Source organism: Pseudomonas sp. NY15437 (assembly GCF_048068435.1).
GTDB lineage: Bacteria > Pseudomonadota > Gammaproteobacteria > Pseudomonadales > Pseudomonadaceae > Pseudomonas > Pseudomonas nitroreducens_B.
In genome coordinates this window covers 12,651-32,329 of the sequence record NZ_JBLUQC010000002.1, presented here as the reverse complement: position 1 = coordinate 32,329, position 19,679 = coordinate 12,651, and the positions used below count along the sequence as shown (strand labels likewise).

Here is a 19,679-nt window from a genome sequence, read left to right as displayed (position 1 = left end):
ACGGCCCGCTGGCGGGCCGTGCGGTGATCAGGAATTCTTCTGGCCGCGCACGACGTCGCGCAGGAAGAAACGGTTCGGGTGGCAGGCCTCCGCCACGGCGCGCGGCACGGGCAGCGGCTCGTCGTCGATCCAGGCCGCCAGCAGTTCGCCGGCCAGCGGCGCGGTGACCAGCCCGCGCGAGCCATGGGCGCTGTTCAGGTACAGCCCGTCGAGCCAGGGGCAGGGCGTCTCCGGCACCTGGCGCGCGTCCTTGCCGAGCACCGCGTAGGCCTGGGTGAAGGCCTCGCGGTCCGCCAGCGGGCCCACCAGCGGCAGGTAGTCCGGCGTGGTGCAGCGGAAGGCGGCGCGGCCTTGCAGCGTGGCCGGGTCGAGCTGGGCGACGTGCAGGCGTTCGCGCAGGTCCATGGATATCTCCGCCAGCAGGTCGAGGTTGCCCAGGTGTTCTTCCAATGATGGCTCAGTGTCGTCTCGTTTGAATTCGAAACTGGCCCCCAGGGTGTGCTCGCCCAGGCGCGGCGGGGCGACGTAGCCCTCGGCGCAGACCACGGTGCGCAGCGCGGCGCTCTCGGCGGTGGCGGGCAGGCGGGTGATTTGCCCACGGATGCGCTTCATCGGCAGGCCCTGGGCACCGGCGAAGCGGCGCACCTCGGCGGCGGTGGCGAGGATGGCGATGGGCGCGCTGGCAAGCTTCTGCTCGTCATTCCAGGCGCTCCAGCCATCGGCGTCGCGTTCCAGGCGGACTTCCCCGCCGGTCAGCACGCGAATGTTTGGATGGTGCGCCAGGTGCCGGCACAACGCGGGCGGATGCACCCAGCCGCCTTCGGGGTAGAACAGCCCGCCGGCGGGCAGGCCGATGCCGGCGATACTTTCCGCCTCGACCTTGTCCAACTGGCGCAGCAGCGTGGGCGGGAAGGCGTCGGCCAGTTTGCCCTGGCGCTGGGTTTCGGCGTCATCGAAGCCCAGTTGCAGCACGCCGCAATCGGACCATTCCTCGCCCTGGCGCAGCCGCTGGATCAGCCGCCGCGTATGGCCGAAGCCGCTGACGATGAGCCGCGAGAGCGCCGTGTGGTGGGCGGACAGCTTGAGGTACAGCACGCCCTGCGGGTTGCCCGAGGCCTCTTCGGCAAGGCCCGCGTGGCGCTCGATCAGCGTCACCTGCCAACCCCGCGCGGCGAGGCTGGCGGCGCTGGCGCAACCGGCCATGCCGCCGCCGATCACCAGCGCTTCGCGCACCGACTTCGCCCCGGACGGTCTGGCGTACCAGGGTTTGCCGGCCGTTGCCGCGTCACCGATGAAGTCGCCCTGGGACATCTCCCATTTCTTGCCGAAGCCCAGGGTGCGGCGGATCTTGAAGCCAGCAGCGCCGAGCCCGCGCCGCACGAAGCCGGCGCTGGTGAAGGTGGCCAGGGTCGTGCCCGGCCCGGACAGGCGGGCGAGCTGGGCGTAGAGCGCGTCATTCCACATCTCCGGGTTCTTCGCCGGGGAGAAGCCGTCGAGGAACCAGGCGTCGATGCGTGCGTCGAGCTCCGGCAGGGTCTGGAGCACGTCGCCCACCAGCAGGGTCAGCACCACGCGGCCGCCGGCGAAGACCAGGCGCTGGAAGCCGGGGTTGATCGCCACATACTGCTCCAGCAACTGTTCGGACAGCGGCGCCAGCTCCGGCCAGAGGGCGAATGCGCGGCGCAGGTCGTCCGGCGCCACCGGGTACTTCTCGGTGGTGACGAAGTGCAGTCGCGCATCGCTAGGCGCGCGTTCCTCGAACAGCTTCCAGGCGCAGAGGAAGTTCAGCCCGGTGCCGAAGCCGGTTTCGCCGATGCACAGGCGCCCGCCGGCGGGTAGCGCGGCAAAGCGCTCCGGCAGGCGGTTGCCGTCGATGAACACGTGGTGCGTCTCGGCGATGCCCGAGTCGCGGGAAAAGTACACGTCGCCATAGACGCGGGAGGTCGGCTGGCCGTTCTCGTCCCAGTCGATCTGGGCGCTGCTGATGTCTGGCATGGAAAAGGGCAGGGCAGGTAAACGAAGGCCGCAGTTTAGCCGATTCCCGGGCCCCACCTCAGCGCCCGCGGCATGCGCCCGGTTGCCGCGCCAGATCAAGCGGCAGGGCGGTCATCGGCGGGATACGTTGCGTTTTTCTGCCGAGCGCCGCACGAGGAAAGTGGCGTAGGACGCGCAATGGAAAATCTCAGCAGACCCCGACCGACATCCGCTACCTTTTAGACACTTCGAAACAAGGAGAGGTGCATGTTCGAGTCCGCCGAGATCGGCCATTCCATCGACAAGGAAACCTACGAGAAGGAAGTCGCGGTATTGCGCGAGGCCCTGCTCGAGGCGCAGTACGAGCTCAAGCAGCAGGCGCGCTTCCCGGTGATCATCCTGATCAACGGCATCGAGGGCGCCGGCAAGGGCGAGACGGTGAAGCTGCTCAACGAGTGGATGGACCCGCGCCTGATCCGCGTCGAGAGCTTCATGTTGCCCACCGACGAGGAGCTCTCGCGGCCGCCGCAGTGGCGCTTCTGGCGCCGCCTGCCGCCCAAGGGCACCACCGGCATCTTCTTCGGCAACTGGTACAGCCAGATGCTCTACGCGCGGGTCACCGGGGAGATCAAGGACAGCCAGCTCGATGGCCTGATTGGTGACGCCGAGCGCTTCGAGCGCATGTATTCCGACGAAGGCGCGCTGATCTTCAAGTTCTGGTTCCATCTCTCCAAGAAGCAGCTCAAGGAACGCCTCAAGGCGCTGGAGAACGACCCCACCCGCAGCTGGCAACTGAGCGAGATCGACTGGAAGCAGAACGAGGTCTACGACAAGTTCGTGCGCTACGGCGAGCGCGTGTTGCGCCGCACGAGCCGCGACTACGCGCCCTGGTACGTGGTGGAGGGTTCCGACGAGCGCTACCGCAGCCTGACGGTCGGCCGCACGATTCTCGAAAGCCTCCAGGCCGCGCTCAAGCGCACCGACCGCCCGACTCCGCAACCCCATGCGGCGCCGCTGGTGTCCAGCCTGGACAACAAGGGGCTGCTGGACGCGCTGGACCTGAGCCTGAAGCTGGACAAGGACCAGTACAAGGAGCAGCTGGCCAAGGAACAGGCGCGCCTGGCGACGCTGATGCGCGACAAGCGTTTCCGCAGCCACTCGCTGATCGCCGTGTTCGAAGGCAACGACGCCGCCGGCAAGGGCGGCGCCATCCGCCGTGTCACCGACGCGCTGGACCCGCGGCAGTACCGCATCGTGCCGATCGCCGCGCCCACCGAAGAGGAGCGTGCGCAGCCTTACCTGTGGCGCTTCTGGCGGCACATTCCGGCGCGCCGGCAGTTCACCATCTTCGACCGCTCCTGGTATGGCCGGGTGCTGGTGGAGCGGGTCGAGGGCTTTGCCAGCGACGCCGACTGGCTGCGCGCCTACGCGGAGATCAACGACTTCGAGGAGCAGTTGTCGGACTACGGCATCGTGCTGGTGAAGTTCTGGTTGTCCATCGACCAGGAAACCCAGCTGGAGCGTTTCAAGGAGCGCGAGTCGATTGCCTTCAAGCGCTACAAGATCACCGAGGAGGACTGGCGCAACCGCGACAAGTGGGACCAGTACGTGGACGCGGTGGGCGACATGGTCGACCGCACCAGCACCGAGATCGCCCCCTGGACGCTGGTGGAGGCCAACGACAAGCGCTATGCGCGGGTGAAGGTGCTCAAGACCATCAACGACGCGCTGGAGGCGGCGTATGCCAGTGCGAAGAAGGGCAAGAAGGACTGAGGCGTTCGGTTTTTCGCAGGAGCGAGCTTGCTCGCGAACCAGGCCCGCTCGGCGCTTCCCTGTAGGAGCGGGCCATGCCCGCGATCCGTCGGCAGGGCCGACGTTGGCCTTCGCTTCGGTTTCGCCGGCTTGCTGCGTTGACCAGGGTGTTCCAGCGCCGCTTCGGTGTACGCTGGGACATTTGGTTTCGCCTCTCGGCGAGTTCCTTTTGTCAAACGCCACAAAAGGAACCAAAAAGTCTTGCCCCGGACATTCGGTTTTTCGCTTAGGCGAAAAATTCCCTCGTTGAAGCGAAGTTTCAGGGGCACGCTGCGAAGGGCCTTCCCTGGCCCATCGCAGCTCTCGCGACATCCATGTCGCTCAACCCCTGAAACTCCGCTTCAACGAGGCCTCCTGAACGGGGCATTCGGAGTGCGCGGTTGTTTCTCTGGAAATCTTCAGAGCCAGAGCCAGAGCGAACTGGGTCTTCGTAGGAGCGAGCTTGCTCGCGAACCGCACGGCACGGCATCCACCTGTGGGAGCCGACCGCGCGGCGATCCTCTACTCCCCATTCCTCTGCGAAGGCTTCGGCGCCCCGACCAGCCGTCCCATCGCGCCGGCGATACCCATCTCCCGCAGCACCTGCAACTCGCCCTCGGTCTCGACCATCTCCGCGATCAGCGGCAGGTCGATGCTGTTGGAGGCGCGGTACATGGCCTCGATGAACAGACGCTTGTCGTTGTCCTGGTCGATGGCGCGGATGTAGCTGCCGTCGATCTTCAGGTAGGCAAGGCCAAGCCGGGTCAGGTTGCCGATCAGGCTGAAGCGTCCGCCGAAGTGCTGCAGGCCGAGCTTGGCGCCGACTTCCTGCACGGACTGGGCGAGCCGCTCCAGCTCGGCAGGCGGCGGCAGGTAGCGCTCGTCCACTTCCAGGGTCATCAGCTGCGCCTCCTGCGGGTGGGCACGCAGGGCCTCGAACAGTTGCCGCAGCGGCTCGGTGCTGCGCACGGTTTCCGCGGAGAGCGACAGGGCCAGCGGCGCCGGTTGCTGGGCGAGGTGGGCGAGGGCGTGTTCGAGCATCGCCAGGTCGAAGCGCGCGGACCAGCCGAAGCGCTCGATCCACGGCAGGAACTGCCCGGCGGCGACGGCCTCGCCCTTGGGGTCGAGCAACCGTGCGAGGACCTTCTGGTGCAGCAGTTGACCGTTCTCGGCGCAGGCGCGCACTGGCTGGAACCACAGCTGCAGCTTGCCTTTGTGCAGGGCGTCGTCGAGCCACTCGCGCCAGCTGCGGGAGTCCTGCACGGGCTGGCTGCCGGAGCTGTCCAGGCGCTGCCAGGGGCGGTCCGGCGAGGATTGCGACTGCGCCAGCGCCTGGTCCGCACGCGACAGGACGCTGGCCGCCGCCTCGCCGGGGCGGAACGCCGCCAGGCCGAGGTGCGCCACCGGCGTGCAGTCGCTGGCGCCGGTGTTGCGCAGGTTTTCCAGGGCGGCGCTGAGCTGGTCGGCCAACAGTTCGGCGCTGGCACTGTCGACGCCCGGCGCGAGCAGGGTGAACTCGCCACCACGGCTGCGCGCGGCTAGCCAGTCGGGGGTGCCGTGCTGCTGGCGTTCGCGCTCCAGCAGCTCGGCGACGTCGCGGATCAGTGCGTCGGTGCGCTGGCCACCCAGGCGCTGGTTGAGACCGGCCAGGTCATTCAGGCGCAACAGCAGCAGGTAGCCGGCGGCATTCTGTTCGCTGGGGGAGAGCTGCGCGTCCAGCCGCGCGTCGAACAGGCGGCGGTTGGCCAGGCCCGAGAGGCTGTCCTGGTAGGCTTCCTCGCGCAGTTTCTCGCTGCGGGTGGCTTCCTCGGCGAACAGGGCCTTGAGCTTGTCGACCATCTGGTTCATCGCCTGCACCACGCGCTTGAGCTCCGGGGTGCGCGGCTCCTTGGGCAGGGTGAGGAATTCGCGGCGGGTGATGGCGTGGGCCTGTTGCACCATCTGGTCCAGCGGCTTGAGCTGGGTGCGCAGCAGCCAGCCCCCGAGCACGGCGCTGACCAGGCCGCAGGCGAGCAGCCAGGCGAGGCTGCCCAGGGCGCCGTCCCACAGCTTGGCCAGGGCGAATTGCGGGTGGCTGACCACCTCGACCCGCGCGGCCTGCTCCCAGCCGCGCATGATCAGTGCGTCGCCGCCCTGTGCCTTGAGGTTGACCAGCTTGGCGAACCAGGCCGGCACCTGCTGGTTCTGCGTGTCGCTCTCCCGCTCGACGATGACCTTGCCCTCGGGAATGCTCACCACGCGGATGGTGGCGAAGTAGCCGGAGTCGAAGATGGAGCTGACCATCAGCTCGATCATCGCCGGGTCGTCCACGTGCGGGGTGAGCGACAGCCCCAGCGCGGTCGCGGCGTCCTGGGCGTGGGAGCGCAACTGGCTGATCATCTGCTCGCGGGAGCTTTCCAGGCTGGCGGCGAAGCTGCCGGCGAAGGCCACCACGAGGAACAGGCAGATCGCCAGGAACAGTTGCTTGAGCAATGACATGCCGGGTTTCTCCTATCGCGTCTCGTCGAGGTCCAGGCCCTCGGCGCGCATCTTGGTCAACAGGTCCTGCCAGCGCGACAGTTTCTTGCTGTCGCCGGTGCGCTTGCCGCCGCCCGGGCCGGGCAGCCACAGGCCCTCGGCATTGAAGGCGTAGACGGGCAGGAGGTCCTTGCGCTGGGAGGCGGGCTTGATCTGCGGGATCAGGTTGTCCAGCACCAGCGGCTCGGCAGTGGGGGAGGCGTAGTAGGTGAGCACCATGTGCGCCTGGTTCTGCTGCAATGCCTTGACGTAGGTGATGCGCAGCTTGTCGCTGGCCACGCCCAGGCGGCGCAGGGTGACGAACTTGGCGATGGAATAGTCCTCGCAGTCGCCGGCGCCCTTGTAGAGCGACTCCACCGGCGTCGCCCAGTAGTCCTCCTGGTGCCACACGGTGCGGTCGTCGGTGAACACCAGGGCGCCATTGAAGAAGGCGTTGACCGCCTTGAGCTTGGCCATTTCGTCGAGGTTTTCGCTGTCGTCGATCAGCCGGCCCCAGGATTCGATGCGGCTCTTGGCGGTGCCGAGATTGCCGTATTTCTGCTCGGCGTTCTTCAGGATGGCGTCGAAATTCCACGCGGCGCCGGCCGTCAGCGCAAGGAGCCCGAGCAGCAGCGCACCGGCCCGCAGACGCAGCGGGCTGGCGAACAGCCTAAGGGCTCCTCGGGGTGGCTGCATCGCCAGCGCTCCATGTGGGATGTGTGGAGTCTAGGCGCTCTTCACAAACTTGCGCTGGCGCATCGCCACGTGGCGCGAGGCAGCGGGGGTCGGGGCTGAGGGCCGCGCGTGTGAGGCACGGCTTCGGCGTTCGGAAGTTTTCCCTCTCCCTAACCCTCTCCCTGAAGGGAGAGGGCTGGGGAGAGGGGGCTCGTCCCGGCTGAGCATTCAATCCAACCGCCGGGTCTTCATCCGGATCAGATAGAGGCTCACCAGCGTCGCACTCGTCAGCATGAACGCCCAGGCCCAGGGCCGCTGCACCAGGAAGCCGGAGATGAGGATGCTGCACCACATCAGGCCAATGGCGTAGACCTTGCCCTTGAGCGGGATGCCCTCGCCGTCGAGGTAGTCGCGGATCCACGGGCCGAGTTTCGGGTGGTTCAACAGCCAGTCATAGAAGCGCCGGGAGCTGCGCATGAAGCAGGCGGCGGCCAGCAGGAGGAACGGGGTGGTGGGCAGTACCGGCAGGAAGATGCCGATCACGCCCAGCGCCACGCTGAGCCAGCCCACGCCAAGCAGGCAGTAGCGAACCCAGGCGTGACGGCTTTGGCGGATTTCCGGTGGCATCGACGGGCGCGAAGCGAAGCCGGAGCCGCATGCCGCGGCTCCGGCGGCGGATCAATGGCTGCGGGGCTTGAGCAGGGCCGGCTTTTCTTCCGGCGCCTGGCAGAGCAGGAACAGGTTGGTCAGCAGCTCGGGAATCTGCGCGACCATGTCGTCCACCAGTTGGCGGTCGCGGGCGATTTCGTCGAACTCGGGCTGTTCGTCGAACAGGCCGGAACCGACCATGATCGGCAGCAGCAGCTCGCTGACCTCTTCCTCGGCCTGCTCGAACCACACCGCTTCACGCAGGAACACGCCTTCCATGAAGCCGATGCACCAGCCGCGGATATCGGAGTCGTCCGGCTCGTCGCCCAGGTAGGGCTCGCAGGGCAGCTCCAGCTCCTCGTCGCCGGCCATCTGGCGGGTGATGTGCGCCTTGAGCTGGACCAGGGTGGATTCGATCTGGGTGCGCTCGTCCTCGCTGCGGTAGTGCGGCGGCTCGGCGAACAGGGCGTCGATCCACTCGCGCTCGGGCACTTCCTCCGGGCAGATCGCCAGGGCGGTCAGGTAGCCGTGTGCCGCCACGTAGTCCAAGGCTTCCTCATGCAGGTCATCGGCATCGAGAAAGGCTTGCAGGCGGGACAATTGGTCGGCGAAGGACATCGGGTACTACCTCGGAGGTGATCGGTCCCGAATTGTAGTCTTTCCGCCGGCTCGCGGCAAAAGCCAAATGCCCGCGCAACCCGCGCCGACGCAGGGCTCCGACGCAGAGCTCGGATGCATGTGACGGATTTTTCCGCAGTTTCCCGGACAAGGTGCCGGCCGCGAGCGGATCGCTTGCGTATAATGCGCGGCTTAATTCGGAGTCCCCCATGCTCGATCAGGCCCTGCGCATTCTCAAAGACGTTTTCGGTTACGACGCCTTCCGCGGCAATCAGGCGCGGATCATCGAGCGCGTGGCCAACGGCGGCGATGCGCTGGTGCTGATGCCCACCGGCGGCGGCAAGTCGCTGTGCTTCCAGGTCCCCGCGCTGCTGCGCGACGGCCTGACGGTGGTGGTCTCGCCGCTGATCGCGCTGATGGAAGACCAGGTCGCCACGCTGGACGAACTGGGCGTGCCGGTGGCGGCGCTGAACTCCTCGCTGAGCCCCGAGGCCCAGCGCGAGATCGCCGACCGCCTGCAGCGCGGCGAGATCAAGCTGCTCTATCTTGCCCCGGAGCGCCTGGTGCAGCCGCGCATGCTGGCCTTCCTGCAGCGTCTGCAGATCGGCCTGTTCGCCATCGACGAAGCGCACTGCGTGTCGCAGTGGGGCCATGATTTTCGTCCCGAATACCTGCAGTTGGGCCAGCTCGCCGAGCTGTTCCCCGACGTGCCGCGCATCGCCCTGACCGCCACGGCGGACATGCGCACCCGCGAGGAGATGATCCAGCGCCTGCACCTGCAGAACGCCGAGCAGTTCCTCTCCAGCTTTGACCGGCCGAACATCTTCTACCGCATCGTGCCCAAGGAGCAGCCGCGCAAGCAGCTGCTGGGCTTCCTCGCCGAGCGGCGCGGCGATGCCGGCATCGTCTACTGCATGTCGCGCAAGAAGGTCGAGGAGGTCGCCGAGTTCCTCTCCGCCCAGGGCTTCCCGGCGCTGCCGTACCACGCCGGGCTGTCCAACGACCTGCGCGCCTACCACCAGAAGCGCTTCCTCAACGAGGAAGGGCTGATCATGGTCGCCACCATCGCCTTCGGCATGGGCATCGACAAGCCCAACGTGCGCTTCGTTGCCCACCTGGACCTGCCCAAGAGCCTGGAGGCGTACTACCAGGAAACCGGCCGCGCCGGCCGTGACGGCCTGCCCGCCGATGCCTGGATGGCCTATGGCCTGCAGGATGTGCTGCTGTTGCGGCAGATGATGCAGAACTCCGAGGGCGACGAACGCCACAAGCGCGTCGAGCGGCACAAGCTCGAAGCCATGCTGGCGCTGTGCGAGGAGACCCGCTGCCGCCGTCAGGCGCTGCTGGCCTACTTCGACGAAGTGATGCCCAACCCCTGCGGCCACTGCGACATCTGCGTCGACGGCGTGGAAACCTGGGATGCCACCGAGCCCGCGCGCCAGGCGCTGTCGGCCATCTACCGCAGTGGCCAGCGCTATGGCGTCGGCCACCTGGTGGACGTGCTGCTGGGCAAGGACACGGAAAAGGTGCGCAGCGTCGGCCACCAGCACCTGGCCGTATTCGGCATCGGCAAGGCCCGGGGCGAGGACGAATGGCGCACGTTGTTCCGCCAGCTGGTTGCCCGTGGCTTCGCCGATGTGGACGTCGACGGCTTCAACGGCCTGCGCCTGACCGAGGCCTGCCGTCCGCTGCTGCGCGGCGAAGAGACCCTGGCCCTGCGCCGTGATCCCAAGCCGCAGCGCAGCAAGTCGTCGTCCTCCGGCGGCGCCAGCCCGGCCAGCCAACTGGTGCGCCAGGAAGAGCGCGAGATGTGGGAAGCCCTGCGCACCCTGCGGCGCAAGCTGGCCGAAGAACACTCAGTGCCGCCCTACGTCATCTTCCCCGATGCCACCCTGCTGGAAATGCTGCGCAGCCAGCCCACCACGCTGTCCGCCATGGCCCAGGTCAGCGGCGTTGGCGCGCGCAAGCTGGAGCGCTACGGCCAGGCCTTCCTCGATGTGCTGACCGAGTCGGACAAGGCCCCGGACACCCCGGCCCCGGTCACCGACCTGCGCCACGAACTGGTGACCCTGGCCCGCGCCGGCATGACCCCCGCACAGATCGCCCGCCAGCTCGATTGCAGCGAGAAGAACGTCTACAGCCTGCTGGCCGAGGCCATCGGCCGCCAGCAACTGACGCTGGAACAGGCGCTGGACCTGCCCGAGGAACTGCTCGGCGAAGTCCAGGACGCCTTCCTCGACGAAGACGGCGAACTGCCGCCGGTGAGCGCCATCGCCGAGCTGTTCGAGGGCCGCGTGCCGCTGGGTGTGCTGCACTGCGTGCGCGCCGCCCTGCAGGCCGAGCTGGAAGTCTGAGCTTGCAGGGAGTGGCGTAGCAGCGGACTTCGTTCGCGAGATCCCTCGGGGCAGGCGTCAAATCCGGGTCCCCTGTTCTTGCTGACGCCCCCGCGCGACCCCGTTCGCGAGCAAGCTCGCTCCTACACGAGTTCATCCTTCAGTGCTGGAGCGTCGGCGGGACTTCGCGGACAAGGTCCGCTCCTACGACGCAGGCGCGACCCGCGCCCAGCTGCACCGTCATATTCGTGACGGGGCAAAACGACAAACTTGTGACGCCCGTCCCGAACGGCTATGGTGGCACTTAGACCTCCACGAGAAGAGGTGAGCGTGCCACAACAACAAAGCTGGCTGGACGACGTCCGTTCCAATGCCTATGCCGAACAGCTCTCCCGGGGCTTTCGCCGCCTGCGTTTCGAACCCGACCTCGAAACCCAGTATCGCCAGTACCTGCTCGAAGACAGCTTCGATCTCAAGCGCACCGCCCTGACCATCGGCGTGCTGATCTGGCTGGCGCTGGCAGCCATCGATTTCCTGCTGATCCGGACCCCCGAACACTGGGACATGCTCGCCGTGCGCATCGGCGTGCTGGTGCTGCTCACCGTGTGCGGCGGGCTGATCCTGCAGCGCCGTCATATCCACTTGCTGGTGCCGCTGAGCCTGGCCTGCATCCTCAGTGTCGGCATTGGCGCGGCGGCGGTGGCCGGCATCGCCCATACCGTCGACCCGAGCTATCCCTACGAGGGCCTGTTGCTGGTCAGCATGGCGGCCTACTTCCTGATCGGCCTGCGCTTTGCCGAGGCAGTGGGCAGCGCGTTGGTGATCCTGCTGGCCTACGTGGGCTTCGAACTGTACGCAGCGTTGCCGCTGCCCAAGCTGGTCAGCAACGTGGTGTTCCTCCTCTTCGGCAACTTGGTGGGCGCGGTGGGCTGCTACCTGCTGGACTACAAATCCCGCCAGCACTTCCTCATCAGCCGACTGCTGAAAGTGATGGCCGAGCACGACGCGCTGACCGGCCTGCACAATCGTCGCAGCTTCAATCGCCAGCTGGAGCGCCTGTGGCGCCAGGCCCAGCGCGAGAGCGTCGGCCTGGCGTTGCTGCTCTGCGACGTCGACCACTTCAAGGCCTACAACGACCGCTACGGCCATCAGGCCGGCGACGGTGTGCTGCAGCGCATCGGCGAGGTCCTGGCGGCCAGCGCGCGGCGCCCGCTGGACATGGCCGTGCGCCTGGGCGGCGAGGAATTCGCCGTGCTGCTCTATGGTGCCAGCGAGCGCGAGGCCAAGGAGCGCGCCGAAGTGCTGCGCGAATCGGTGCAGGCCCTGGGCATCGCCCACGAGGGATCGCTGACGGCGGACGAAGTGACCCTGTCCATTGGCGTCTCCTGCCTGTGGCCGGAAACCGGGCACCCGCTGCGCAGCATCTACGAACACGCCGACCGCGCGCTCTACGAGGCCAAGGCGTTCGGGCGCAACCAGGTGGTGGCCTGAGTGGCGCTGCCCCTGTGGGAGCAACTGTCTTCTTTCTGCAAGTTTGTGCCGACGTTTCCCCCTCACCCCAGCCCTGGCTGCACGCCCCGCTCCGGAGGGAGAGGGAGCAGATTGTGCCGGCTGGCGCTGTAGTTTCATCCTGCATCGAACGGTCCAGAGGGTTAGGCTGAGGGCCAACCCGAGCGCTGATATACCTCGTAGGAGCGGACTTCGTCCGCGATGTGCAACCGGCCAGCCCGGATCAGCCGGACATCGTTCGCGGACCGAGTCCGCTCCTACGCAGGCTGGTTGCGCCGGGGTAGATCTGTAGGAGGGGGCCCCGCCCGCGATCGCGTGCAGGGCGCGCTCCTACAGCGCATTGGCATCTGTCCACATGGCCCATTCCGTCCCCCACGCTGGCGCCGTGCGTGACTGCGGCGCGCGCAGCCCCGGTGCTAGCATGCGTCGGACCTTGTCACCGAGCCCGCGCCCATGCAGCAGCTGATCCAGCCCAATGGCCAACCGCACTACGGCATCTTTCCCGGCACCCCGGCGACCATCAACTACCGCGACTTCGACTTCCGCTCGCCCATGGGCCGTCGTCTCGGCGCCCTGAGCAAGTGGCGCCGCTTCCACCAGTTCCAGTATTTCGGCCTGATCAGCCCGACCCTGATCGGCGGCTGCGCACTGGCCGACGTCAGCCTGCTCACCGTCGGCTTCGTCTACCTCTACCACCCCGCCAGCGGGCGGATGATCGAGCGCCAGTTCAAGTGCCCGCTGGGCAGGGGCGCGAACTTCTCGCAGAACCCCAACGACGGCGTTTGCGAACTGCGCCAGGGGCGCAACCTGCTGCGCCTGGAGAACAGCGCCACGCCGCTGGAAAAACGCCTGCTGGTGGAACTGGACGACGGCACCCGCATCGACGCGCGCTTCAGTGAACAGCAGCCAGCCTTCGAGCCCATGAGCCTGTGCACGCCGACGGCAGTGAACGGCTGGGTCTATGCGCGCAAGGTGGCCGGCGTGCACTGCCAGGGCGAGGTGCGCAGTGCGCTGGGCCACTACGACCTGCGCGAGCTGGATGCCTACGCGCACCACGACTGGTCCGCCGGCTACATGCGCCGCGAAACCTTCTGGAACTGGGCGTGCCTGTCCGGCGAGGCGCAGGGTCGGCGCGTCGGGCTGAACCTGTCGTGCGGGGTCAACGAGACCAGCTTCACCGAGAACTGCTACTGGCTCGAAGGCCAATTGGTGAAGGTGGACAGCGTGCGCTTCGAGTTCGACCGCGACCATCCGCTCAAGCCCTGGACCATCCGCTCCTACGACGGCCAGGTCGAACTGCGCTTCGAGGCCCACGGCCTGCACCAGGAGCGCCTCAACCTGGGCGTGCTGGCGAGCAACTTCAAGCAGATCTTCGGCCGCTTCAGTGGCGTGTTGCGGCCGGCGGGGCAGGCCGAGGTGCGGATCGAGAACCTGTGGGGATTTGTCGAAGACCAGTATGCGAAATGGTGAGATCGGGATTTACACCCTGCGACAATCTGTCATTGTACGGGCTTGATTAGCTGGCTAATAATTAGTCAAATCAATTAGCCGTCCCATTTCCTACCGTACGCAGCAGAATGTCAGACAACGATAAGCACTATTTCGGTACCCAACTGGCCCAGGCGTCGCGTGCATGGCGTGCCGAACTCGACCGCCGTCTCAGCCATCTCGGCCTGTCCCAGGCACGCTGGCTGGTACTTCTGCATCTGGCGCGTCACGCTGCCACCCCTACCCAGCGCGAGCTGGCGCAGTCGGTGGGCGTCGAGGGCCCGACGCTGGCCCGTCTGCTCGACGGCCTCGAAGCCCAGGGCTTGGTTCGCCGCCAGGCGGTTGCCGAGGATCGTCGCGCCAAGCGCATTGCCCTGACGCCCAAGGCAGACGTCCTGATTGCCGACATCGAGAACATCGCCGCCGCCGTGCGCAACGAAGTGCTGACGGGCATTTCCGAAGAGGAAATCGCTCTGTGTCAGAAAACGCTTAGCCGGATTCTCGGCAACCTTGAGCGAAACTGAGCAATTCATCACGTTATTCGGTTAAAGTAGCCATTTTTCTGGCGGTTCCTCGCGGGATCGCTGGCCATTCGCTATCCACCCCTGAACCATTCGCCGGTTTTTCGACGATTCTCCTTGACCAAACCCTGCGCACCACCTAATCCGTGATATCAGACGGCCTGTACCCTGCAAGGTACAGAGGAGTGGTGCGAGACGGTCTGTAGCCCGGCGTGGTTCACGTGTGGACAGGTTCAGCCTGCCGCTTTCGAGTGGTCAGGGGATGGCGTGCAGACCCGGACAATGGGATGGGGTTATGGCTCGAATAAATAGAATTCCGCTGACGCTGGCCGCACTTTCGGTTTTTGTCTCCGCTCACGCGAACGCCCTCGGTCTTGGGGATATCACGTTGCACTCGGCGCTGAACCAGCCGCTGGATGCCGAGATCGCCCTGCTCGAAACCGGCGACATGACCTCCGACGAACTGATCGCCAAGCTCGCCAGTCCTGCGGACTACGAGAGCGCCGGCGTCGATCGTTTCGTGTTCCTACAGAATCTGCGGTTCACCCCGGTGATCCGCAACGGGCGTGGCTACATCAAGGTGGTGTCCACGCAGCCGGTGCACGAGCCCTACCTGAACTTCCTCATCGCCGTGGAGCGACCCAACGGCCGCATGCTGCGCGAGTACACGCTGCTGATCGATCCGCCGGACTACAACAGCGCCAATCGCAGCGTCGCCGCCAATCTGGGCACCCGCACAGCGGCGCCTTCGCGCTCGTCCGAGTATCGCGCCAACGGCTATCGCCCGGAGCCCGTGCGCCACGCGCCGGCGCAGCCGCCGCTGCCGGCGGGTGAGGGGCGTTACACCACGGTGCGCAACGACACCCTGTGGAAAATCACCTCGCAACTCAGCGGTACTGGCGCTTCGCGCGCGCAGCTGATGGACAGCATCGTCGCGCTGAACCCGCAGGCCTTCGTCAACGGTGATCCGCATCGGCTGAAGGTCGGCCAGACGCTGATCCTGCCGCAGGGGCAGCAGCATGCAGGTGCCGCCAACGTGGCAGTGGCGACGCAACCGGCAGCGGCTCTGTCCTCGCCCAGCGCCGAACTGCCCGCCGGGGCGATGCTGACTCCGCCCGCGACGGCGGCCAATGCCGGGACGTCCACGCAGGGCGCGGCTGCCGCTTCGCCGGCGACGGCCGCGGACGCCAACGTGGCCAAGGCCGAAGCCGACCTGTTATTGGCCAACGCCCAGCGTGACCAGATGAACCAGCGCATGGACGACCTGCAGAAGCAGCTGCAGGCCCTCCAGCAGGCGTTGCAGAGCCGCGACCAGCAGGTGCAGGCGCTGCAGGCCGAACTGGATCGCCGGCAGGGCGCGAACGCCTCCGGCGACGCCGCGGCAGCCAGCGCTCCGACGGCCAACGCGCCGACCAATGCCGTGGCCGCTGCGCCCGATGCGGTGGTGCCGGCGCCACAGAGCGCTCCCGCGCCAAGCGTCGCCCAGCCGGCAACCCCGGCGCAGGACGCGCAGGGCTCCGGCTTCAATTTCTGGCCGTGGCTGGGCGCAGGCGCCCTGGGCGCGCTGCTGGTCGGCCTGCTGTTTGCCCGCCGCAAGCGCGAGGACAAGCCGGTCGAACTACCGCCCGTGCGCGCGGCCGCCGAACCGATCAAACCGCTTCCGGCCGCCACCCCGCTGGCTGCGGCGGTGGTGGCGCCGGTTCCGGTGCCGCACCCGGTGGTCATCGCCACGCCGGAGGCCGGCGTGGTTCGTCTGCCCGCCGCCAGCGCGGACAGCCTGGAAGGCGCGGACATCTACATCGCCTACGGCCGCTTCACCCAGGCCCGCGACATGCTGCGCAAGGCCGTCAACGCCGAGCCGAACCGCCGCGAGCTGCGCATGAAGCTGCTGCTGGTACTGGCTGAGCTGGGCGATGTGGCTGGCTTCCATGAGGAGGAGCATGCCCTGGTGGCCGTCGGCGGCGACCAGAAGCAGATCGACCAGCTCAAATCGCGCTATCCGGCGATGCTGATCCGCCCCGAAGACACTCTGCAGCCGCCCACTGGCGAGACGCTGACCGACTGGGACGACCTGGAGTTGGGCGAGTCGACGGAGAGCCCGGTGGAGCAGCCCAAGGCCGAGCACGACCAGCCGGACTTCGCCATGAACCTCAGCGACCTGTCGCTGGACCTGGACTGGGACAAGCTCGACAACCCCTTCGACTCGCCCAAGCCAGGCAAGCCGGCCGCCAAGGTCAGCCAGGACGTTCCGTCGGACTTCCGCAGCAACCTCCATGAACTGCCGGAAATCACCGAGCTGGACCTGGGCGAACATGGCGAGATGTTCGGCCATGGCAGCAAGGCCAAGGGCGTGGAAGACGACCTGATCTTCGACCTGCCGGACGATGTCAGCCATGAGCACGACGAGCTGCTGGCCAGCCTCGACCGCGCCCGCACCTGCATCGACCAGGGCAACCTGGAAGAAGCCTACGGCATCCTCAAGCAAGTGATCGCCAGCGGCGACTCCAAGGCCAAGGCCGAAGCGCGCGAGCTGCTGGCGCTGATCGCCTGATCCCGCGCTTGAATGAAAAAGCCCGGCGCCTGCCGGGCTTTTTCTTGGGCGCAGCAAGGCGATCTTCACTGCACGTGGCAAGAGAACTGTCCTTCTCTGAAAGTTCGTGCCTGGGCTCTCCCTCTCCCTAACCCTCTCCCTGAAGGGAGAGGGGACTGGATCAGTGCCGTCTGGAACTGCGGCGTCAACCGGCTCGGATGGCTCCCTCTCCCTTCGAAGCGGGGCGCGCAGCCAGGGCGGCTGAAGAGGGCTGGCCGGCACGATATCTCCTGTAGGAGCGGGCCACGCCCGCGAACGGCGCCTGTAAGGCACCTCGATCGACGCGCACGGGCTTCCCGGTGCGGCGCAAGCGCGGACGTTGTCCGCGGTCGCGGGCATGGCCCGCTCCTACAGGGATACCAGCTGTAGGCATTCAAGTACCCACCGTTGTGCGCTGTGTCCGGGCGTGGCAGTGCCTTAGAAATTGCGCCCCAGGTTGATGTACACGGCCTGCTCGCTGGCATCGTTCAGCCCGTAGCTGAACGACAGCGGCCCCAGCGGCGTCTCGAAGCCCATGAGGATGCTGCCGGCGTTGATGTAGCCGGTGTCGTAGCTGTTGTCGTTGTTCCACACCCGCCCGCGCTCCAGGCTGCCGCCCAGGTAGAAGGGGAAGTCCAGCGGCAGGAAGGAGCGCTCGGTCATGCGCCGGTAGTAGATGACCCGGCCCAGGCTGTAGTTCTGCCCGGCGATGGCGTCCTGGCGGAAGCCGGAGAGCTGCCGCGCGCCGCCGAGCAGGAAGCTCGATACCACCACATTGGCATCGTCGAGGGTGCGCCCGTAGCCGCCGCCCAGCACCCAGGTGTTCGGGCCGCTGCTCAGCGCCTTGTCCAGGCGGAATTCCCACTGGCGGTAGCGGTCGTCGTCGCCCAGCGAGGGCGTGTGTTCGCGGAACGAGGTCTGGATGTTCTCGCCTTCGCGGGGGAAGTCGACGTTGTCCACGGTGTCGAAGGAATACTGCAACTGGGCATAACCTTCGTTGAAGTGGTAGTTGGGCAGGTCCTGCTCGCCCACCCGCACATCGGCCTTGCCGAAGGCCTGGGCGACGCCGAAGCGGAACTCGCCGTTGTTGGCGATCTGCCGGCCGAGGTTGAGGCCGTAGCCGTAGCGCTCCAGGCGGTACTCGGCAATCGGGTCATCGTCGTCGGTGGCCTCCACGTTCTGCGCCTCGTTGAACAGGTAGGGCGCGACGAAGTAGCGAGAACCCACGTCCAGCGGCTGGTAGAACTCGCTGTAGAGCTCCTGGCGGTCGCCGATCTGCAGGCGGGTCAGCCATTCCGCGCCGAGGCGGTTGATGCCGTTCATGCGGTAGCTGCCGCCGACGTTGAAGGTGCTGTCGCCGCGCAGGTCGTCGGACAGGCTCAGGCCCAGGCGCAGGTAGTCCGTGCCGCTGCGCTTGCCGTAGGCATGGATCACCAGCACGTTGCCCGCCTTGCCGTCCTTGTCCGGTTTGTTGCGCACGACGCGGTATTGCACCTGGTCGAAGTAGTCCAGCCCGTAGAGGGTGCTCATGTCGCGCTGCAGGCGCTCCAGGTCCAGGTGGGCGCCCAGGGGCTGACGGATATAGTGGCGGATGACGTCGTCGCTGACCTTGGAGTTGTTCTCTACCTCGATGCGGTCGATCACCGGCTGCCGTTCGCCGGGCTCGCGGGCCTCGTTGAGCGCCACCGCCTCGGCATCGGCGGGCTTGCGCAGCGCGGCCAGGCGCGGGGCGAGGATGCGGGTGGCGCGGTAGCCGGCGTCGATCAGCTGCGGCACGCGGCCGAAGTCGGTGGAGCTGTAGCCGCTCAGGGGCGGTTGCACGAGGATGTCGCTGGATTTCAGCGTGGCCAGCTGCGCCTCGGAGTTCTTGCGGGTCATCAGGGTGACGGACTGGTTGAGCATGTCCACCACGGTCAGCAGTTGCTTGCGGTCCGCCAGCGGGTTGCCGATGTCGACCACGATGACCACGTCGACGCCCATCTGCCGCGCCACGTCCACCGGGATGTTGTCGACCATGCCGCCGTCCACCAACAGCTTGCCGTTGACCTCCACCGGCGCGAAGACCGCCGGGATCGACATGCTGGCGCGGATCGCCTGGGGCAGGTGGCCCTTGCTGAACACCACTTTCTCGCCGGTGGAAATATCGGTGGCTACCGCCCGGAAGGGGATCGCCAACTGATCGAAGTCGCGGGTGTCGCTGGTGTGCACCAGCAGGCTTTCCAGCAGCATCGACAGGTTCTGCCCCTGGATCGCGCCCAGCGGCAGGCCGAGGGTGCCGTCGTCACGGAAGCTGAGCTTCTGCTTCACCAGGAAGTCGCGGTCGTCCTGCTTGCGGCGGAAGGGCACGTCGACCCGCGGCGGCGAGTCGGACAGCGCCTGCTTCCAGTCCAGCCCCAGGGCCAGTTTTTCCAGCTCCTTGGGGGTATAGCCGGCCGCGTAGAGGCCGCCGATCACCGCGCCCATGCTGGTGCCGGCGATGGCGTCGACATGGATGCCCTGTTCGTCCAGCGCCTTGAGCACACCGATATGCGCCAGCCCACGCGCCGCACCACCGGACAGGACCAGGCCGATCTTCGGCGCCGTGTTCGCCGCCAGGGTGCCGAGGGGGAGAAGCAGGAGGAGGGCGAAGAGCAGTCGGCGCATGAAGAGAAGAATCCGGTAGGGCGTTTCGGACCGGTATTATAGGTTCGCGTCCTACAGCAGAGTCTGATTCATGTCCGAAGCCAAAGCCGAAATCGTCATCACCTATTGCACCCAGTGCCAGTGGCTGCTGCGCGCCGCCTGGCTTGCCCAGGAATTGCTGAGCACCTTTGGCGACGACCTGGGCAAGGTCAGCCTGGTGCCCGGCACCGGCGGCGTGTTCCACATCAGTTGCGACGGCGAGCAGATCTGGGAACGCAAGGCCGACGGCGGCTTTCCGGAAGCCAAGGTCCTCAAGCAGCGGGTCCGCGACCGCATCGATCCGCAGCGCGACCTGGGCCACAACGACCGTTCCTGAATCGGGCTGTCCCCTCGGATGGAACAATTCGATAGCTGGCTAACTTCCTTGCTGTATGT

General features: G+C 66.9%; 13 protein-coding genes. 7 read left to right on the top strand and 6 right to left on the bottom strand.

All coding sequences use genetic code 11. The annotated features are described in order from the left end of the window. Positions 1–27 precede the first annotated feature (27 nt). Complete coding sequence (gene mnmC / locus ACNFIA_RS04130; RefSeq protein WP_416783062.1) at positions 28–1,995, bottom strand: bifunctional tRNA (5-methylaminomethyl-2-thiouridine)(34)-methyltransferase MnmD/FAD-dependent 5-carboxymethylaminomethyl-2-thiouridine(34) oxidoreductase MnmC; 1,968 nt, start codon at positions 1,993–1,995, stop codon at positions 28–30. 246 nt (positions 1,996–2,241) lie between these two features. On the opposite strand from mnmC, the gene pap reads away from it, so the two are divergent. Beyond that, positions 2,242–3,747 carry a polyphosphate:AMP phosphotransferase gene (gene pap / locus ACNFIA_RS04125; RefSeq protein WP_416783060.1) on the top strand — a complete coding sequence of 502 codons (1,506 nt, stop codon included), beginning with the start codon at positions 2,242–2,244 and terminating at the stop codon, positions 3,745–3,747. Between the two features lie 540 nt (positions 3,748–4,287). On the opposite strand, the gene lapD is transcribed toward pap, so the two are convergent. The 4 genes from lapD to ACNFIA_RS04105 form a co-directional block, all read right to left on the bottom strand. Then, the gene (gene lapD, locus ACNFIA_RS04120) at positions 4,288–6,243 is read right to left on the bottom strand and encodes a cyclic di-GMP receptor LapD (RefSeq protein ID WP_416783059.1); all 1,956 of its coding nucleotides are present in this window, start codon (positions 6,241–6,243) and stop codon (positions 4,288–4,290) included. A gap of 12 nt (positions 6,244–6,255) precedes the next feature. Next, positions 6,256–6,957: a cysteine protease LapG gene (lapG, locus tag ACNFIA_RS04115; RefSeq protein WP_259753652.1), complete on the bottom strand. Its 702-nt coding sequence runs from the start codon at positions 6,955–6,957 to the stop codon at positions 6,256–6,258. A 207-nt stretch (positions 6,958–7,164) separates the two neighbouring features. Further along, the gene (locus ACNFIA_RS04110; protein ID WP_416783057.1) at positions 7,165–7,563 is read right to left on the bottom strand and encodes a YbaN family protein; all 399 of its coding nucleotides are present in this window, start codon (positions 7,561–7,563) and stop codon (positions 7,165–7,167) included. Between the two features lie 51 nt (positions 7,564–7,614). Continuing rightward, positions 7,615–8,202 (bottom strand): YecA family protein, encoded by a 588-nt coding sequence (locus tag ACNFIA_RS04105; RefSeq protein ID WP_259753654.1) that lies wholly within the window; start codon positions 8,200–8,202, stop codon positions 7,615–7,617. A 209-nt stretch (positions 8,203–8,411) separates the two neighbouring features. Between ACNFIA_RS04105 and recQ the strand changes: the two genes are divergently transcribed. The 5 genes from recQ to ACNFIA_RS04080 all read left to right on the top strand — a co-directional run bounded on the left by recQ (position 8,412) and on the right by ACNFIA_RS04080 (position 16,604). Then, positions 8,412–10,556 carry a DNA helicase RecQ gene (gene recQ, locus ACNFIA_RS04100; protein ID WP_416783055.1) on the top strand — a complete coding sequence of 715 codons (2,145 nt, stop codon included), beginning with the start codon at positions 8,412–8,414 and terminating at the stop codon, positions 10,554–10,556. A 273-nt stretch (positions 10,557–10,829) separates the two neighbouring features. Then, a complete protein-coding gene (locus tag ACNFIA_RS04095) occupies positions 10,830–12,026 on the top strand; it encodes a diguanylate cyclase domain-containing protein (RefSeq protein ID WP_416783054.1) in 1,197 nt (398 codons plus the stop codon). Between the two features lie 471 nt (positions 12,027–12,497). Beyond that, complete coding sequence (locus tag ACNFIA_RS04090) at positions 12,498–13,514, top strand: DUF2804 domain-containing protein (RefSeq protein WP_416783052.1); 1,017 nt, start codon at positions 12,498–12,500, stop codon at positions 13,512–13,514. A gap of 107 nt (positions 13,515–13,621) precedes the next feature. Next, positions 13,622–14,056, top strand: coding sequence for a transcriptional regulator SlyA (slyA, locus tag ACNFIA_RS04085; RefSeq protein WP_259753658.1), 435 nt, complete (start codon positions 13,622–13,624; stop codon positions 14,054–14,056). A 385-nt stretch (positions 14,057–14,441) separates the two neighbouring features. Further along, a complete protein-coding gene (locus tag ACNFIA_RS04080) occupies positions 14,442–16,604 on the top strand; it encodes a FimV/HubP family polar landmark protein (RefSeq protein WP_416783049.1) in 2,163 nt (720 codons plus the stop codon). 456 nt (positions 16,605–17,060) lie between these two features. Here ACNFIA_RS04080 and ACNFIA_RS04075 read toward each other — a convergent pair whose 3' ends face one another. Beyond that, positions 17,061–19,265 (bottom strand): patatin-like phospholipase family protein, encoded by a 2,205-nt coding sequence (locus ACNFIA_RS04075; protein ID WP_416783047.1) that lies wholly within the window; start codon positions 19,263–19,265, stop codon positions 17,061–17,063. 70 nt (positions 19,266–19,335) lie between these two features. On the opposite strand from ACNFIA_RS04075, the gene ACNFIA_RS04070 reads away from it, so the two are divergent. Next, on the top strand, positions 19,336–19,620 hold the full coding sequence (locus tag ACNFIA_RS04070; RefSeq protein ID WP_236171477.1) for a SelT/SelW/SelH family protein: 285 nt from the start codon (positions 19,336–19,338) through the stop codon (positions 19,618–19,620). Positions 19,621–19,679: the final 59 nt, after the last annotated feature.

Bases quoted from the DNA above. Each gene is read 5' to 3' on its own strand.
- mnmC (WP_416783062.1), bottom strand. From the start codon at position 1,995: ATGCCAGACATCAGCAGCGCCCAGATCGACTGGGACGAGAACGGCCAG.
- pap (WP_416783060.1), top strand. From the start codon at position 2,242: ATGTTCGAGTCCGCCGAGATCGGCCATTCCATCGACAAGGAAACCTAC.
- lapD (WP_416783059.1), bottom strand. From the start codon at position 6,243: ATGTCATTGCTCAAGCAACTGTTCCTGGCGATCTGCCTGTTCCTCGTG.
- lapG (WP_259753652.1), bottom strand. From the start codon at position 6,957: ATGCAGCCACCCCGAGGAGCCCTTAGGCTGTTCGCCAGCCCGCTGCGT.
- ACNFIA_RS04110 (WP_416783057.1), bottom strand. From the start codon at position 7,563: ATGCCACCGGAAATCCGCCAAAGCCGTCACGCCTGGGTTCGCTACTGC.
- ACNFIA_RS04105 (WP_259753654.1), bottom strand. From the start codon at position 8,202: ATGTCCTTCGCCGACCAATTGTCCCGCCTGCAAGCCTTTCTCGATGCC.
- recQ (WP_416783055.1), top strand. From the start codon at position 8,412: ATGCTCGATCAGGCCCTGCGCATTCTCAAAGACGTTTTCGGTTACGAC.
- ACNFIA_RS04095 (WP_416783054.1), top strand. From the start codon at position 10,830: ATGGTGGCACTTAGACCTCCACGAGAAGAGGTGAGCGTGCCACAACAA.
- ACNFIA_RS04090 (WP_416783052.1), top strand. From the start codon at position 12,498: ATGCAGCAGCTGATCCAGCCCAATGGCCAACCGCACTACGGCATCTTT.
- slyA (WP_259753658.1), top strand. From the start codon at position 13,622: ATGTCAGACAACGATAAGCACTATTTCGGTACCCAACTGGCCCAGGCG.
- ACNFIA_RS04075 (WP_416783047.1), bottom strand. From the start codon at position 19,265: ATGCGCCGACTGCTCTTCGCCCTCCTCCTGCTTCTCCCCCTCGGCACC.
- ACNFIA_RS04070 (WP_236171477.1), top strand. From the start codon at position 19,336: ATGTCCGAAGCCAAAGCCGAAATCGTCATCACCTATTGCACCCAGTGC.